The sequence below is a fragment of the Mesorhizobium sp. WSM4830 genome (genome assembly GCF_055811495.1).
The window spans coordinates 151,018-167,416 of sequence record NZ_JBVVQI010000013.1; the positions used below are offsets into that span (position 1 = coordinate 151,018).

At 63.7% G+C, this 16,399-nt stretch carries 13 protein-coding genes; 6 read left to right on the forward strand and 7 right to left on the reverse strand.

Going from position 1 to position 16,399, the window contains the following annotated elements; all coding sequences use genetic code 11:
* Nucleotides 1-252 precede the first annotated feature (252 nt).
* Nucleotides 253-1,521 (forward strand): class I SAM-dependent methyltransferase, encoded by a 1,269-nt coding sequence (locus tag AC0L2Y_RS18325; protein ID WP_473558387.1) that lies wholly within the window; start codon nucleotides 253-255, stop codon nucleotides 1,519-1,521.
* On the opposite strand, the gene AC0L2Y_RS18330 is transcribed toward AC0L2Y_RS18325, so the two are convergent.
* Both AC0L2Y_RS18330 and acs read right to left on the reverse strand, forming a co-directional pair.
* Nucleotides 1,522-2,265, reverse strand: coding sequence for an MOSC domain-containing protein (locus tag AC0L2Y_RS18330; RefSeq protein WP_352489169.1), 744 nt, complete (start codon nucleotides 2,263-2,265; stop codon nucleotides 1,522-1,524).
* Complete coding sequence (gene acs, locus AC0L2Y_RS18335) at nucleotides 2,265-4,220, reverse strand: acetate--CoA ligase (RefSeq protein WP_473558390.1); 1,956 nt, start codon at nucleotides 4,218-4,220, stop codon at nucleotides 2,265-2,267. The genes AC0L2Y_RS18330 and acs overlap by 1 nt, the downstream gene beginning before the upstream one ends.
* A gap of 306 nt (nucleotides 4,221-4,526) precedes the next feature.
* Between acs and AC0L2Y_RS18340 the strand changes: the two genes are divergently transcribed.
* The gene (locus tag AC0L2Y_RS18340) at nucleotides 4,527-4,799 is read left to right on the forward strand and encodes an usg protein (protein ID WP_023678111.1); all 273 of its coding nucleotides are present in this window, start codon (nucleotides 4,527-4,529) and stop codon (nucleotides 4,797-4,799) included.
* A 45-nt stretch (nucleotides 4,800-4,844) separates the two neighbouring features.
* On the opposite strand, the gene AC0L2Y_RS18345 is transcribed toward AC0L2Y_RS18340, so the two are convergent.
* Both AC0L2Y_RS18345 and AC0L2Y_RS18350 read right to left on the reverse strand, forming a co-directional pair.
* Nucleotides 4,845-5,879 carry an aldo/keto reductase gene (locus tag AC0L2Y_RS18345; RefSeq protein WP_473558393.1) on the reverse strand — a complete coding sequence of 345 codons (1,035 nt, stop codon included), beginning with the start codon at nucleotides 5,877-5,879 and terminating at the stop codon, nucleotides 4,845-4,847.
* Nucleotides 5,880-5,952: 73 nt separating this feature from the next.
* Nucleotides 5,953-7,134, reverse strand: coding sequence for an MFS transporter (locus AC0L2Y_RS18350; RefSeq protein WP_473558395.1), 1,182 nt, complete (start codon nucleotides 7,132-7,134; stop codon nucleotides 5,953-5,955).
* Nucleotides 7,135-7,270: 136 nt separating this feature from the next.
* On the opposite strand from AC0L2Y_RS18350, the gene AC0L2Y_RS18355 reads away from it, so the two are divergent.
* Nucleotides 7,271-8,179 carry a LysR family transcriptional regulator gene (locus AC0L2Y_RS18355; RefSeq protein WP_473558398.1) on the forward strand — a complete coding sequence of 303 codons (909 nt, stop codon included), beginning with the start codon at nucleotides 7,271-7,273 and terminating at the stop codon, nucleotides 8,177-8,179.
* Between the two features lie 59 nt (nucleotides 8,180-8,238).
* Here AC0L2Y_RS18355 and AC0L2Y_RS18360 read toward each other — a convergent pair whose 3' ends face one another.
* Both AC0L2Y_RS18360 and AC0L2Y_RS18365 read right to left on the reverse strand, forming a co-directional pair.
* The gene (locus tag AC0L2Y_RS18360) at nucleotides 8,239-9,288 is read right to left on the reverse strand and encodes an aldo/keto reductase (RefSeq protein ID WP_473558400.1); all 1,050 of its coding nucleotides are present in this window, start codon (nucleotides 9,286-9,288) and stop codon (nucleotides 8,239-8,241) included.
* A gap of 109 nt (nucleotides 9,289-9,397) precedes the next feature.
* A complete protein-coding gene (locus tag AC0L2Y_RS18365; protein ID WP_473558403.1) occupies nucleotides 9,398-10,060 on the reverse strand; it encodes a YggS family pyridoxal phosphate-dependent enzyme in 663 nt (220 codons plus the stop codon).
* A gap of 148 nt (nucleotides 10,061-10,208) precedes the next feature.
* Between AC0L2Y_RS18365 and leuS the strand changes: the two genes are divergently transcribed.
* Both leuS and AC0L2Y_RS18375 read left to right on the forward strand, forming a co-directional pair.
* Nucleotides 10,209-12,833, forward strand: a complete 2,625-nt coding sequence (gene leuS, locus AC0L2Y_RS18370) for a leucine--tRNA ligase (RefSeq protein ID WP_473558406.1) — start codon at nucleotides 10,209-10,211, stop codon at nucleotides 12,831-12,833.
* Complete coding sequence (locus AC0L2Y_RS18375) at nucleotides 12,820-13,401, forward strand: LPS assembly lipoprotein LptE (RefSeq protein WP_352489176.1); 582 nt, start codon at nucleotides 12,820-12,822, stop codon at nucleotides 13,399-13,401. Before leuS ends, AC0L2Y_RS18375 begins: the two co-directional genes overlap by 14 nt.
* A 70-nt stretch (nucleotides 13,402-13,471) precedes the next feature.
* Here AC0L2Y_RS18375 and fsa read toward each other — a convergent pair whose 3' ends face one another.
* Nucleotides 13,472-14,125, reverse strand: a complete 654-nt coding sequence (gene fsa, locus AC0L2Y_RS18380; protein ID WP_023678103.1) for a fructose-6-phosphate aldolase — start codon at nucleotides 14,123-14,125, stop codon at nucleotides 13,472-13,474.
* A 90-nt stretch (nucleotides 14,126-14,215) separates the two neighbouring features.
* On the opposite strand from fsa, the gene AC0L2Y_RS18385 reads away from it, so the two are divergent.
* Complete coding sequence (locus tag AC0L2Y_RS18385; protein WP_473558408.1) at nucleotides 14,216-16,399, forward strand: primosomal protein N'; 2,184 nt, start codon at nucleotides 14,216-14,218, stop codon at nucleotides 16,397-16,399.

The window sequence follows — 16,399 nt, forward strand, 5'->3', positions numbered from 1 at the left end:
CTTCCCGAAAGTGCGATCCGCTGAGGCCACGTTCTGGAAAACGAAATCACTCGACATCGGATCACCTCCTTTCGATTTGTTGAACACTCCCTCATGATGGGGTGTCATCCGGAAAATGGCAAGGCGCGGCACTCGAAAATCCTGAACAAGCGTGCTTGTGCACCCGGGCGGCTTGCGGCCGGCCGATCGGGCAGGCAAGATCGAGCCGCTATTGTTCCGGGCCACTATTTTGCCGGGTAAGGGAGGACGGGGATGGAGGCAGCCGAGAGAGCGGCCCGGATTGTTCGGACGGTCATCGAAACGCTGAAGCCGGGTTTCGCGGTGAGGCTGTGGACAGGCGAGCGGATCGGCCCGGCTACCGGCCCGGTGCTGACTATCAACGACCAGGACATCGTCTGGCAGATCGTACGCCGCCCTTCTTTATCGACGCTGATCGAGATGTGGATTGCCAAGGCGGTCGACGTCGAAGACGGATCGCTGTTCGATTTCTACGCCTTGCCCACGCACGGCAAGCTCAGGGCAAAGCTCAAGACATTGCCGAAGCTGGCGATCCTGCGCGACCTGCCGGCGGTGCTGTTTTCGCGAAAACAGATGACGGCGCGAACCGATCTTTCCGGCCGCAATCCTTACGTCAGCGGTTCGAGCAAGGAGGCGATCCAGCATCACTACGACATTTCCAACGCATTCTACCGGCTCTTCCTCGACGAGCGCATGGTCTATAGCTGCGGCTACTTCAAGGATTTTGCCAACGATATCGATCAGGCCCAGAGAGACAAGCTCGACCATATCTGCCGCAAGCTTCGGCTGAAGCCCGGCGACAGATTGCTCGACATCGGCTGCGGCTGGGGAGCGATGCTCATCCACGCGGTGAAGAATTATGGCGTCGTCGGCCACGGCGTTTCGCTGTCGGAGGCACAGACCGAGCTCGCCCGCGAACGCATCCGCGCCGAGGGGCTGGAGGACCGCATCACCATCGAGATAAAGTCCTATGCCGAGCTGTCCGGCTCCTTCGACAAGATCTCGTCGATCGGCATGTTCGAGCATCTGGGGCTTGCCAACCATGCGGCCTATTTCTCGAGGATCCATCGCCTGCTCAAACCGGGCGGCATCTATCTGCACCACGCCATCACCCGGCGCGACAAGGGCAACATGAAGAAGACGCTGCGCAAGGGGCCGGAATTCAAGGCGCTGATCAAATACATTTTTCCGGGCGGCGAGCTCGATACGATCGGCATGACGCTCGGCAATCTCGAGGCGCACGGCTTCCTCGTCTACGACGTCGAAAACTTGCGCGAGCACTATGCGCGCACCTGCAGGCTGTGGGCCGAGCGCCTCCACGCACGCTTCGACGAAGCCATCGCCGAGGTCGGCGAAGCCAAGGCGCGGCTCTGGCTGCTTTATCTCACCGGCTGCTCGATTACCTTCGAACGTGCATCGGCGCAGGTTTTCCAGACCGTCGCCACCAGGCGCGCGCGTGGGCCGAGCGGCCTGCCGCCGACACGCGCGGATTTGTACCGGTAATTACACGAACCGCATCGGCGCGCCGATTTCAACACGGGCTGGCCGGTCGACGGTGCAGTAGACGCCCATATTATGCGCGTTGTGGCGGACCAGGCTGCGCAGGATTGCCGGATCGTGGTCGAAGCCGTCCTGGGCGATTATGGTGAAGCCGCAGCGGCGGCATGGTTCGGAGATGGTCAGCAGCAGGTCGCCGATTGCCAGCTTGCGGCCGATCCATTCCGTCTCGGGGAACGATCCCTCGACCTCCGGCATATCGACGACGATGTTGGGGCGGAAGCGGCGCGCGTCGGCGGTGCCCTTTGGGTGCAGCGCTTTCAAACGCGCCAGTGAGGCGGCGGTCAGCAGATGAATAGGGGCTTTGACGTAGCGTTCCGTCAGCAGAGGGCCAGCGTAATCCGGAGCCGCATTTTCCCGGCGGAACGGCCGGATGGAAGCCGCAAAGCCGAGATAGGCGGAAATGGCGCGATCACTTTGCGCGCCAGGTGCCGAAAGCCAGCGTCCGTCGGGGACGGTGACCTCCAGTCTGCCGGCCTGCGACAGCCGGGTGCGGATGCGGGGCACCTTGTGCCATTTCGCTTCGCGGTCGGGCCGTGCGATTTCGTCGGTCGAGGTATCGACAAGGCCAAACAGGCGGTCGCCTTCGACGGTGTACCAGTCGACGGAGATCGTCTCCTGAAACTCGCCGGCGAGCGAGCTCGCGGGATAGCGCCAAAGCTCGGTGACGGCGCCTAATGTGGGTTGCATCAGCCCTTCTTGTTTTGCCGGTTGGCGATCAGGTCGTCAACGACCGCCGGATCGGCCAGCGTCGAGGTATCGCCGAGCGTGGCAAAATCGTCCTCGGCGATCTTGCGCAGGATGCGCCGCATGATCTTGCCGGAACGGGTCTTCGGCAGGCCGGGCGCGAACTGGATCTTGTCAGGCGAAGCGATGGCGCCGATCTCCTTGCGGACATGGGCGACGAGCTCCTGGCGCAGTTCCTCGCTTGGCGTCTCGCCGGCCATCAGCGTGACATAGCAGTAAATGCCCTGGCCCTTGATATCGTGCGGGTAGCCGACGACGGCGGCCTCCGAGACCTTCTCATGGGAAACCAGCGCCGATTCGACCTCGGCGGTGCCCATGCGGTGGCCGGAGACGTTGATGACGTCGTCGACGCGGCCGGTGATCCAGTAGTAGCCGTCAGCATCGCGGCGGCAGCCGTCGCCGGTGAAGTACCTGCCCCTGTAGGTCGAGAAATAGGTCTGCACGAAGCGGTCGTGATCGCCATAGACGGTGCGCATCTGGCCCGGCCATGAGTCGGCAATACAAAGATTGCCGCTGGCTTCGCCTTCCAGCACCTTGCCGTCGGCATCGACCAGCTGCGGCTTGACGCCAAAGAAGGGCCGCGTCGCCGAACCCGCCTTGAGATGGGTGGCGCCCGGAACCGGCGTGATCATGATGCCGCCGGTCTCGGTCTGCCACCAGGTGTCGACGATCGGCACCTTGCCGTTGCCGACGACGTTGAAATACCACTCCCAGGCTTCCGGATTGATCGGCTCGCCGACGGTGCCGAGCACGCGCAGCGACTTGCGCGACGTTTTGGTGACATGGGCATCGCCGGCGCCCATTAGCGCGCGCAGCGCCGTCGGCGCGGTGTAGAAGATGTTGACCTTGTGCTTGTCGATCACGTCCCAGAAACGCGACTGCGACGGGTAGTTCGGCACGCCCTCGAACATCAGCGTGGTGGCGCCGTTGGCGAGCGGCCCGTAGACGATGTAGCTGTGGCCGGTGACCCAGCCGACATCGGCGGTGCACCAGTAGATATCGCCGTCATGATAGTCGAAGACATATTGGTGGGTCATCGAGACATAAACGAGATAGCCGGCCGTGGTGTGCAGCACGCCCTTCGGCTTGCCGGTCGAGCCGGATGTGTAGAGGATGAACAACGGGTCCTCGGCGTTCATCTTCTCGGGCTTGCATTCGGCCTTAACCGTGGCGACCTCGTCATGGTACCAGACGTCGCGCCCGGCGGCCCAGCCGGTCTTGCCGCCGGTGCGGCGTACTACCAAGACCTTTTCGACTTTCGTTCCGGCCTTGGCGGCGATCTCGATCGCCTTGTCGGTGTTGTCCTTCAACGGGATCGACTTGCCGCCGCGCAGGCCTTCGTCGGCGGTGATGACGAAGGTCGACTTGCAGTCGTCGATGCGTCCGGCCAGCGCGTCCGGCGAAAAGCCGCCGAAGACGACCGAATGGATGGCGCCGATGCGCGTGCAGGCGAGCATCGCATAAGCGGCCTCCGGGATCATCGGCATGTAGATGGTGACGCGGTCGCCCTTCTTGACGCCGTGCTTCTTCATCACATTGGCGAGGCGGCAGACATGCGCGTGAAGCTCGTTATAGGTGATCTTCCTGTCGTCGTAGGGATTGTCACCTTCCCAGATGATGGCGGTCTGTTCGCCGCGCTTGTTCAGATGCCGGTCGATGCAGTTCCAGGAAACGTTGGTCTGGCCATCCTCGAACCATTTGATCGAAACCTTGCCGTCGAAGGACGTGTTCTTGACCTTGCTGTAGGGCTTGAACCAGTCGATGCGCTTGCCGTGCTTGCCCCAGAACTTGTCCGGGTTCTTGACGCTGTCGGCGTACCATTTCAGGTAGGTGTCACTGTCAATCAGCGCGTTCTTCTTCCACGCCGGCTGGACGCGATGGACATGAACATCGGACATTTCTTCGCCTTCCTCCCCAAAACCAAACCGCCGGCTTGACCGCCGGCAGGATCGCAGCGATGCGGCCGCGAATTCGCGCGCATTATTAACAGTTCGGCCGCGACGGCAACATTAGACGTTGGATTCGCGCGGCGGGATGCCGCAGGTGCCTTACCCAGGCGGTGTCAGCACTCTCGTGAGGCGGCTGCTAAGCGCATGTTTTTGCGGGAGGAATCTGGTTCGATCATAGAAATATCAATAGACGATTAAGCAAATGGGGTGCACAATTTCAGCCTGGGAGGAAGGAGAATCAACCAGGGGACCGCAATGCGCGACCATTCCGAAATGGACCTGATGCTCAAGGGCTATGGCTTGACCACGGCCAAGATTCTTTATCACTTTCCCGATCATCCGCATCTGCTGCAGAGCTTCATCTGGCAGGATTACGACATCGCCCCGAAATTTCCGGTGCTGATCCGCTTCATCGAGTTCTGGAAGGCCAAGCTCGAAGGTCCGCTGCATTCGGTCAGCTACACGCACCAGAAGCTGATCGCGCCGAACGAATGGCGCAAGGTCGACGGCGAGTTCGTGCTGCATTAGCCGGGCGGGCGGCAGGCTGGGAGCCGCCGCCCGGCTTTTGGAGCGTCAGACTGCGGGCGGGTTCAGCCGGGCAAATCCCTCCTGCCGGCGGTAGGGAAAATACGGGTAGGGTGCGGTGACCTCACTTGCCGTGTCGAGCTTCTTCATCTGCTCGGCTGTCAACGACCAGCCGACGGCGCCGAGATTCTGGCGCAACTGCTCCTCGTTGCGCGCGCCGATGATGACGGAGGCGACCGTCGGCCGCTGCAGCAGCCAATTGATGGCGATCTGCGGTATGGTCTTGCCGGTTTCCTCGGCGATAACATCAAGCGTGTCGATCACCCGATAGAGATGGTCGTCCTCGACGGGCGGTCCGAAGCTTGCGGTATCGTGCAGCCGGCTTTTCTCAGGCAGCTTCTGGCCACGGCGGATCTTGCCTGTCAGGCGGCCCCAGCCGAGCGGGCTCCACACCAGCGCACCGACACCCTGGTCGAGGCCGAGCGGCATCAACTCCCATTCATAATCGCGCCCGACCAGCGAGTAATAGACCTGATGGGCGACGTATCGGGGATAGCCGTATCTGTCCGCCAGGCCGAGCGACTTCATCACTTGCCAGCCGGAAAAATTGGAGACGCCGACATAACGCAGCTTGCCGGCGCGCACGAGACTGTCCAGCGTCGACAGCACCTCCTCGATCGGTGTTGCGGCGTCGAAAGCGTGCAGTTGCAGCAGGTCGATGTAGTCGGTGCCAAGACGCCTCAGAGCGTCTTCGACTGCCTTGATCAGGCGTGAACGCGACGAGCCGGCATCGTTGGGACCGTCGCCCATCGGCAGCGAGGTCTTGGTCGAGATCAGCACGGCGTCGCGGCGGCCCTCGATGGCAGCGCCGAGCACTTGTTCGGAAGCGCCATTCGAATAGACATCGGCAGTGTCGAACAGGTTGACGCCGGCCTCAAGGCAGATGTCGACCAGCCGCCGCGCTTCCGTCGCATCGCTGTTGCCCCAGGCGCCGAACAGCGGGCCTGAACCGCCGAAGGTTCCAGCCCCGAACGAGAGCGCCGGGACCTTCAGGCCTGATGCGCCAAGATTTCGATAATCCATGGGTTTTGCTCCTTGTGGAAGGATGGCTGTTTCGAAGATTGGTTGAGGTTTGGATTGGTTGACGTTTGCCGTTCTAAGACCGCGCGATTTCCGGTGTGGCGAGGACGGGGTCTCTGTCGAGGCGCAGTGCAAACGCCGCCACGGCAAGCGCTGAAAGCGGCAACAGGGCCGCGACCCAGGTGACGGCACCGAGGCCGGGACCATGGGCGATGACCACGCCGCCGAGCCAGGCGCCGGCCGCATTGCCGAGGTTGAAGGCGGCGATGTTGAAGGATGAAGCTAGACTCTGGCCGGCGCCTTGTGCCTTTTCCAGTACCCACATCTGCAGCGGCGCGACGGTGGCGAAGGCGGCAGCGCCGAGCAGACCGACATAGATGACGGCCATGACCTGGCTGTGCAGGGCGAAGGTCATGGTGCCGAGCACCAGCGCCAGCACGACGAGACTACCGAGAACGGAAGGTACCAGCCAGCGGTCGGCGACCTTGCCGCCGGCGAGGTTGCCGGCGATGAGGCCGCCGCCGAAGACCAGCAGGATCGGCGACACCGCTGCTTCCTCAAAACCGGTGATCTCGGTCAGCAACGGGGCGATGTAGGTGAAGACGGCGAAGACGCCGGCATAGCCAAGCACGGTGGTGGCAAAGCCAAGCAGGACGGGCGTGCGGCCGAGCACGGTGAGATCGGCGCGCAAATTGCTCTTCTCAGGCTCTGTTCGGCTGCGCGGCACCAGCAGGAGAATGATGGCGAAGGCGGCGATACCGACCAGGGTCACCGCCCAGAAGGTCGCGCGCCAGCCGAAGGCCTGGCCGAGCCATGTGCCGAAGGGCACGCCGAGGATGTTGGCGATGGTCAGGCCGGTGAACATCAGGGCGATCGCCGAAGCTTTCTTGTTGGGCGCCACCAGCCCGGTCGCGACGACCGAGCCGACGCCGAAGAAGGTGCCGTGGGCGAAGGCGGTGAGCACGCGCGCACCCATCAGCGTCCAATAGTCTGGGGCAAGCGCGCAAGCGAGGTTGCCCAGCGTGAAGATCGCCATCAGCGCCAGAAGCACGGTTTTGCGTGGCCAACGGCCGGTTGCGATTGTCAGCAGCGGCGCGCCGATGACAACGCCGAGCGCATAGCCGGAAATCAGCTGGCCGGCAGCCGAGATCGAGACGCCGAGATCGGTGCTGACGTCGAGCAGCAGGCCCATGATGACGAATTCGGTGACGCCGATGCCGAAGGCACCGGCGGCAAGAGCGTAAAGAGCAAGGGGCATGGCGGTTCCCACTTCGATGACGACCAGTTTTGACGACGGGCGCCGTGTCCTCCCACGCGCCGATGCCGAAGATCGTGCCGCGGTGTGCTGTGAACCAGCCTTGCGCCGGGCACATCGTCTGTGAAATAGATTCACAATGGCTAGGCCCGACATCAATCGCTCCGGCGAGATCGAAGTGTTCGTCCGCGTCGTCGAGGCGGGCAGCTTTTCGGCCGCTGCCCGCGCGTTGCGGATGACGCCGTCGGCGGTGAGCAAGCTGATCGCGCGGCTGGAGGCGCGGCTTGGCGCGCGGCTGGTCAGCCGTTCCACGCGCAAGTTGCAACTGACGCCAGAGGGCGCGGCGTTCTTCGACAGCGGCGTGCGCATCCTGGCCGACATGGCAGCGGCCGAGCGCGAGGCGGCGGCGGGTGCCGCGCCGCGTGGCCGGCTGCGGATCAACAGCTACGTGCCTTTCGGGCAACATCGGCTGATCTCGCTTTTGCCGCGTTTCCTAGAGCGCTACCCCGAAATCTCGGTCGATCTGGTGTTGACCGACGATGTCATCGACCTGATGGAGGAGCGCGCTGACGTCGCCATCCGCGCCGGGCCGCTCGGCGAATCACGGCTGGTGGCGCGCAAGCTCGGGCAGAGCCGGGTGGTCGTCGTTGCAGCGCCATCGTATCTCGAGGCGCGTGGTACGCCCAAGACGCCCGCCGATCTCGATCGTCACAACCGCATGGGCTTCCGTTTCATACGTCACCTCGAGGGCTGGCCTTTTATCGACGCGGCCGGCAAGCCGACTACCCTGTCGATCATCGGAAATACGCTGGTCAGCGACGGCGAAGCGATGCGGCTGATGGCGCTCTCTGGGGCGGGCATCGCCCGGCTGGCACGCTGGCATGTGGAGGCCGACCTTGCGGCCGGCCGGCTGCTGCCGCTGCTGGAAGAGTTCAACCCCGGCGACGAGGAACTCACCCACGCCGTCTATGTCGGCCAAGGCAAGCATCTGCCGGCGCGGGTGCGGGCGTTTTTGGACTTTTTGGTCGAGACCGTCCGGCTGACCTGAGCCCAAAAAAATCGGGAGCCTGCCGGCTCCCGAAGCATCGAATCTAAGGTGAGATTGAGTTACGTTTTCGGCACAAAGGGCGCCGGACGCCGGCCGGCCGCCTGACGCTCCAGCATCCAGCCGGGGTATTCGGCGGGCAGGGCACTGACTTCGTCGAGGCGAACAAGATCATCGGCATCGAGCTGCAACTCGGTGGCTGCAAGGTTCTGTTCCAGCTGCTCCATGCGGCTGGCGCCGATGATGACGCTCATCACGAATGGCTTGGCCAGGACATAGCCGAGCGCCACCGTGGCGACGCTGACGCCGTGCTTGGCGGCGATCTCGCGCATGACGGCGACCGCTGCCCAGGCCCGGTCCTCGTTGACCGGCGGGAAATTGAAGCTGGCGCGGCGGCCCTCGCCATTGCCGGGGGCACCCGGTCCGTATTTGCCGGAGAGCAAACCGCCCGCCATCGGCGACCAGACCATCAGCCCGAGCTTCTCCTCGTTGAGCAGCGGCACGATCTCGCGCTCCAGATCGCGGCCGGCGATCGAATAATACGACTGCACGGTCTCGAAGCGGGCAAAGCCCTTGCGCTCGGCAATACCCAGCGCCTTGGCAATGCGCCAGGCCTGCCAGTTAGAGACGCCGACATAGCGGACCTTGCCGGCGGCAACCAGGTCGTCGAGCGCCCGCAGCGTTTCGTCGATCGGCGTCACCGTGTCAGTGCCGTGCAGCTGGTAGAGATCGATGTGATCGAGCTGTAGCCGCTCGAGGCTGCTCTCGACCGAATCCATGATGTGGCCGCGCGAGGAACCGCGCTGGTTCGGGCCCGCGCCCATGGTGCCATGAACCTTGGTGGCGATGATCACGTCCTGCCGGTTGACGCCAAGGTTCCTGAGCGACTGGCCGAGAAGCCGTTCCGAGGCGCCGAAGGAATAGACATCCGCCGTGTCGAAGAAATTGACGCCGGCGGCGAGCGAGCGGGCGACGATCTTGTCGACGCCCTTCTGGTCGAGGCTGGCGATCAGGCCCCATTGGGCATTCTCGCCGGCCGCGCCGAACGTCATCGTGCCGAGGCAAAGTTCGGAGACGAACATCCCCGTATTTCCAAGTTGATTGTAACGCATGGTGGCTCCAGACGGGTTGAGAATAACTCGACCCATATAGGAACGAAACGTTCCGTTTCTATAAGTTGGCTTAGTCAATGTCAGTCTGTGGCCTAAGGCCGGCTGCGCCTCATCTGGCGCCGAAAATCGCCGATCCAACTCTGACACTGGTCGCGCCGAAGGCGATCGCGGTTTCGTAGTCGCTGGACATGCCCATGGAGAGCTTGTCGACGCCGGCCTCAAGCCCAAGCTTTTCCAGCAGCGCGAAATGCGGACCGGGGTTCTCGTCGGCCGGCGGAATGCACATTAGCCCCTCGACGGCGAGGCCATGGACATCGCGGCAGCGAGCGACGAAGGCGACCGCCTCGCGCGGCTCGATGCCGGCCTTTTGCGGCTCCGAGCCCGTGTTGACCTGGACATACAGCCTTGGTGACCGGCCTTGCCTGGCGATCTCCTTGGCCAGCTCTGCGGCAATCTTTTCACGGTCGACGGTTTCGATGACGTCGAACAGCGCCACCGCTTCCTTGGCCTTGTTCGATTGCAGCGGACCGATCAGATGCAGCTCGATGTCGGGAAACGCCTCCTTCAGCACCGGCCATTTGGCTTGTGCTTCCTGGACGCGGTTTTCGCCGAAGACGCGCTGGCCGGCCTCGATGACGGGGCGGATATCGGCGGCATCGAAGGTCTTCGATACCGCGACCAGCGTCACCGCTCCGGCCTCGCGTCCTGCCTCGCGTTCGGCGGCAGCGATCCTTGCCTTGACCGTGAAAAGCTGTTCGACGGCGCTCGCCATGCCTATATCCTGCCTGTGTTTGGCTTTTTCGCCGGATCGCCGCAGTTGACGGGTCCGGCAATCCATGGTGAACACCGCGACGACATTTCCTGAGCCGCCCGGGCATTTGTCCGGCGGCTCGTGCATGCTTTTAAGTGAAAAACACCCGATGGCAACCGAACGATACAATCCGCGCGCGTCAGAGCCCAAATGGCAGAAGGCCTGGGACGCCAAGAAGCTGTTCGAAGCCGACAATGACGACCCGCGCCCGAAATACTACGTGCTGGAGATGTTCCCCTATCCTTCGGGGCGCATCCATATCGGCCATACCCGCAACTATACGATGGGCGACGTGGTGGCGCGCTACAAGCGGGCGAAGGGTTTCAACGTGCTGCACCCGATGGGCTGGGATGCCTTTGGCATGCCAGCCGAAAACGCGGCGATGCAGAACAAGGTCCATCCCAAGGACTGGACCTATCAGAACATTGCCGCCATGCGCGAGCAGCTCAAGGTCATGGGCCTGTCGCTCGATTGGGCGCGCGAGTTCGCCACCTGCGATGTCGACTACTATCACCGACAGCAGATGCTGTTCCTCGATTTCGTCGAGAAGGGGCTGGTGACGCGCAAATCCTCCAAGGTCAACTGGGATCCGGAGGACATGACGGTGCTTGCCAACGAGCAGGTCATCGACGGACGCGGCTGGCGCTCGGGCGCGCTGGTGGAACAGCGCGAGCTGACGCAGTGGTTCTTCAAGATCACCGATTATGCGCAGGACCTGCTGGATTCGCTCGATCAACTCGACGACTGGCCGGAAAAAGTGAAGCTGATGCAGGCGAACTGGATCGGCCGTTCAGAAGGGCTGCTGATCCGCTGGCCGCTGGCCAAGCCAGTCGCCGGCGAGCATGAGCTCGAAGTCTACACGACCAGGCCCGACACCATCTTCGGCGCCTCCTTCATGGCGATTGCGGCCGATCATCCGCTGGCCAAAAAGGCCGGCGAAGACAATCCGGCGCTGGCAAAGTTCATCGACGAGGTCCGCCATATGGGCACTTCGGCGGCGGCCTTGGAGACGGCCGAGAAGAAGGGTTTCGATACCGGCATTCGCGTCGTCCATCCGTTCGACGAGAGGTGGACGCTGCCCGTCTACGTCGCCAATTTCGTGCTGATGGACTATGGCACCGGCGCCATCTTCGGCTGCCCGGCACATGACCAGCGCGACCTCGACTTCGCCAACAGATACGGCCTTCCGGTCATTCCGGTGGTGATGCCGGAAGGCGAGAATCAAGGAAGCTTCCAGGTCATCGACGAGGCTTACGTCGATGATGGCGCGATGATCAATTCGCGCTTCCTCGACGGCATGAAGCCGGATCAGGCATTCGACGAGGTGGCGAAGCTGCTCGAACAAAAGACCATCGGCAACCGGCCGATGGCAGAGCGCAAGGTGAACTTCCGCCTGCGCGACTGGGGCATTTCGCGCCAGCGCTATTGGGGCTGCCCGATCCCGATGATCCATTGCGAGGATTGCGGCGTGGTGCCGGTGCCGAAAGCCGACCTGCCGGTCAAGCTGCCGGACGATATCGAGTTCGACCGGCCGGGCAATCCGCTCGATCGGCATCCGACATGGCGGCACGTCAAATGCCCGCGCTGCGGCAAGGACGCGCGGCGCGAAACCGACACGATGGACACGTTCGTCGATTCTTCGTGGTATTTCGCGCGCTTCACCGCGCCCTGGGCAAACGATCCGACCGATCCCAAGGCGGCGACTGAATGGCTGCCGGTCGACCAGTATATTGGCGGTATCGAGCACGCGATCCTGCATTTGCTCTATTCGCGCTTTTTCACCCGCGCCATGCGCGAGACCGGCCATGTCGATCTCGCCGAGCCGTTCAGGGGCCTGTTCACGCAAGGCATGGTGGTGCACGAGACCTATCGGGTTGGTGGCGCCTCGAACGGCCGCTGGCTTGCGCCAAGCGAGGTCAGGCTGGAAGACGCCGACGGCAAGCGCCGCGCCTTCGAAATCGCCACCGGCGAAGAGGCGGTGATCGGTCCGCTCGAAAAAATGTCGAAGTCGAAGAAGAATACGGTGAGTCCGGAAGAGATCACCGACGGCTACGGCGCCGATACGGCGCGCTGGTTCATGCTGTCGGACTCGCCGCCCGAGCGCGATGTCGAATGGACCGACGAGGGCGCGGCCGGCGCGCATCGCTTCATCCAGCGCATCTGGCGCCTGGTGGCGACGGCTGCCGAATCGCTTGCCGGAGTTCGGCCAGAGGCGGCGAAGGACGGCGAGGCCGGGACAGTGTCCAAGACCGCGCACAAGATCCTGAAATCGGTCGGCGAGGATATTGAAAAGCTCGCCTTCAACCGCGCCATCGCCCGCATCTACGAGCTAGCCAATGCCTTGACCGTGCCGCTCAACGAGGCGGCAGAGGGCAAGGCCGGTCCGGCGCTGCAAGCGGCCTGCCGTGAGGCCGTCGAGATCCTGGTGCACCTGATCGCGCCGGTCATGCCGCATCTGGCCGAAGAGTGCTGGCAGACGCTCGGCGGCACCGACCTTGTCGCCGAACGGCCCTGGCCGGACTACGATCCCTCGCTTGTCGTCGACGCCGAGATCGTGCTGCCGGTCCAGGTCAACGGCAAGAAGCGCGGCGATTTGACAATTGCCCGCGACGCGGACCAAGGTGCGGTCGAAAAAGCGGTTCTGGCTCTCGACTTCGTGCAGAGAGCGCTCGAAGGTAAGGCGCCGCGCAAGGTGATCATCGTGCCGCAGAGGATCGTCAATGTCGTTGCCTGAGCCGCGAAAGACAGAGCTGACGCTGCGCCGTGTCGTGCTTTGCGGGCTGCTCGCGTCGGTGGCGCTGGTTTCCGCCTGCACGGTGCGGCCGCTCTATTCGAGCGCGCCGCTGGTCGCCGGCTCGCAGGTCGGCGCTGCTGCCGAGCTGGCATCGATCTCGGTCAAGCCGGTCAAGACCCGCTACGCCCAGCAGGTCCGCAACAATTTGATCTTCGCGCTCGGCCAGGGCGCTGGCGAGCCGGCTTCGCCGGTCTATTCGCTTGATCTCGGCGTCTCCGAACTCGTCGAATCGGCGGCAATCGAGCAGGTCACGACCGACGAGGACGAGCCGACCGCCGGCACTGTGACGCTGACCGCCAACTATGTGCTCAGCGATGCCAAGACGGGCACGGTCATAGCGAGGGGCAAGCGCTCGATTCCGTCGTCATACGACAGGCCGCGCCAGGAATTCGCGTCATACCGGGCGCAGATCGACGCCGAGAACCGTGCGGCGCGCGAACTGGCAGATGTGCTGCGGCTGTCGATCGCCCAGGATCTGATCAAGCACGGCAAGCCGGCGGCAAGTTAGGTCTTTTCAGAGTGCGCAATCTGCAAAAAAGGCCGATTGCTCGGCCTTTTTTGTTCGCAGGATAGTCGCTTCAGCCGATCTTCTGCCCGGTCTTTGCCCAGTCGGCGAGGAACAGCTCCAGGCCCTTGTCGGTCAGCGGGTGCTTGACCAGCGCCTTGAGCGTCGCAGGCGGCGCGGTGATGACGTCGGCGCCGATCAGTGCCGCCTGCTTGACATGGTTCACGGTGCGCACCGAAGCGGTCAGGATTTCGGTCTGGAAGTCATAATTGTCGTAGATGGTGCGGATATCGGCAATCAGTTCCATGCCGTCCCAGCCGCTGTCGTCTATGCGGCCGACGAAGGGCGAGATGAAGGAGGCGCCGGCCTTGGCGGCGAGCAGCGCCTGGGTGGCCGAGAAGCACAGCGTGACGTTGACCATGCGGCCGTCCGACCGGATGTCCTTGCAGGCTCTCAGGCCGTCGAGCGTCAGCGGCACCTTGATGCAGACATTGTCGGCGATCCTGGCCAGGATCTTGGCCTCCGCCATCATATCCTTGTATTCGGTGGCGACGACTTCGGCCGAGACGGGGCCCTTGACGATCTCGCAGATCTCTCTTGTAACGTCGGCGATCTTGCCGCCGGATTTCAGGATCAGCGACGGATTGGTGGTTACGCCGTCGAGCAGCCCCAAATCGTTCAGCTCGCGGATTTCCTTGACATCGGCGGTGTCGACAAAAAATTTCATGGCGGTCTCCTGAAGATTTTTCATGTGCACGTCATGCACATTTGGGGTCGGACTTTGATCTAGACCAAAGTCGGGGCAAGGTCACGCCTCATGATCGAAGATTCGCCCTTTGTCGCGGCCGCACCGGTGCTGGTGCCGATGCCCGCCGAGCGCCCCTACACCTATTCCGTGCCGGCTGGCATGCGCGTGGTGCCGGGCTCGATCGTGCGCGTTCCGCTTGGGCCCCGCCAGGTCGCCGGCATCGTCTGGGACGGCGCCGTCGAAAAGGTCGACGCGAAGAAATTGCGGCCGATCGAGCAGGTTTTCGACTGCCCGCCAATAGACCGCGCGATGCGGCGTTTTGTCGATTGGGTGGCGCAGTACACGCTGTCGCCGCCCGGCATGGTGGCGCGCATGCTGCTCAGGGCACCGGAGGCGTTCGACCCGGAGCCGTGGATCGAAGGACTACAGCGCACCTTCGCCAAGCCCGACCGGATGACGGAGGCGAGGACGCGCGTGCTGGAAACGGCCGAAGGCGGCCTTGCCTGGACGCGGTCCGGCCTGGCGCATGCGGCAGGTGTGTCGTCGACGGTGGTGGACGGGCTCAGGGCGCAGGGCGTATTCCAGACGGTGATGATCCCGCCGCGGCCGGTGGTCGCAGCACCCGATCCCGGCTACGCTGTGCCTTCACTGATGCCCGACCAGAGCGATGCCGCCGAGACGCTGCGCGCCAATGTCGCGACCGGTACATTCGGCGTCACCCTGCTCGACGGTGTAACCGGATCCGGCAAGACGGAGGTTTATTTCGAGGCGGTCGCGGCCGCGCTCGACCGCGGCAAGCAGGTGCTGATCCTGCTGCCGGAGATCGCGCTGACCCATGCTTTCCTCGAACGTTTTCAGGAGCGGTTCGGCGCCAAGCCGGCAGAGTGGCACTCGGATCTGCCGCCAAGGATACGCGAAAAGGTCTGGCGGCAGGTGGCGGAAGGCGGCGTGCGGGTCGTCGCCGGCGCTCGCTCGGCGCTGTTTCTGCCGTTCAGGGAGCTTGGATTGATCGTCGTCGACGAAGAGCACGACCCCGCCTACAAGCAGGAGGATCGCGTCTTTTACAACGCGCGCGACATGGCCGTGGTACGCGGCCATATCGGCGGTTTTCCGGTCGTGCTCGCCTCGGCGACACCGTCAGTCGAGAGCCGGGTCAATGCCAGCCAGGGCCGCTACAGCAGGGCGGTGCTTTCGGCGCGCTTTGCCGAGGCGGCACTTCCCGATCTCAAGACGATCGACATGCGCCGCGCGCCGCCAGCGCGCGGCGGCTTCCTGTCGCCGGTGCTGCTCGGCCATATGCGGCAGACGCTGGAAAGAAAGGAACAGTCACTGCTGTTCCTCAACAGGCGCGGCTATGCGCCGCTGACGCTCTGCCGCGTCTGCGGCCACCGCTTCGGCTGTCCGGTCTGCTCGGCCTGGCTGGTCGAGCATCGCTTTCGCGGCCAGCTCGTCTGCCATCATTGCGGGCACAATGAACGCCGGCCCGAAGCCTGCCCCGAATGCGGCACGCTCGATCATCTCGTCGCCTGCGGGCCGGGCGTCGAGCGCATCGCCGAGGAGGTCGTCGCGCATTTCCCCGATGCCCGCACCATCGTGCTGTCGTCCGACCTGATGGGCGGCGTGCGCCGGCTGAGGCTCGAGCTTGAAGCCATCGCCAATGGCGAGGCCGACATCGTCATCGGCACGCAACTCGTCGCCAAGGGCCATAATTTCCCCAATATGACGCTGGTCGGTGTGGTCGATGCCGATCTCGGTCTTGCCAATGGTGACCCGCGCGCCGCCGAGCGCACCTTCCAACTGCTCAGCCAGGTGACCGGCCGTGCCGGCCGTACCGGCAAGAAAAGCCTCGGCCTGCTGCAGACCTTCCAGCCTGCCCACCCGGTGATGCGCGCCATCGTCTCCGGCGATGCCGAGGCCTTCTACGAGCGCGAGATCGCCGAGCGTGAGCGGGCGGGGCTGCCGCCCTTCGGCAGGCTCGCCGGCGTCATCGTCAGCGCGGCGACACGGGCCGAAGCCGAAGGGCACGCCCGTGGCCTGCGTCGCGCCGCGCCGCAAGCCACCGACCTGTTCGTGCTCGGCCCGGCCGAGGCGCCGCTGTCATTGATCGGCGGCCGCCATCGCTTTCGCCTGCTGATCCAGGGCGAACGGCGCGCCGACATGCAAGGGTTCATCCGCACCATGCTGGCCGAAGGACCGAAGATACGGGGTTCGGTGCGCGTCCAGGTCGACATCGACCCGCAGAGCTTTTTGTAA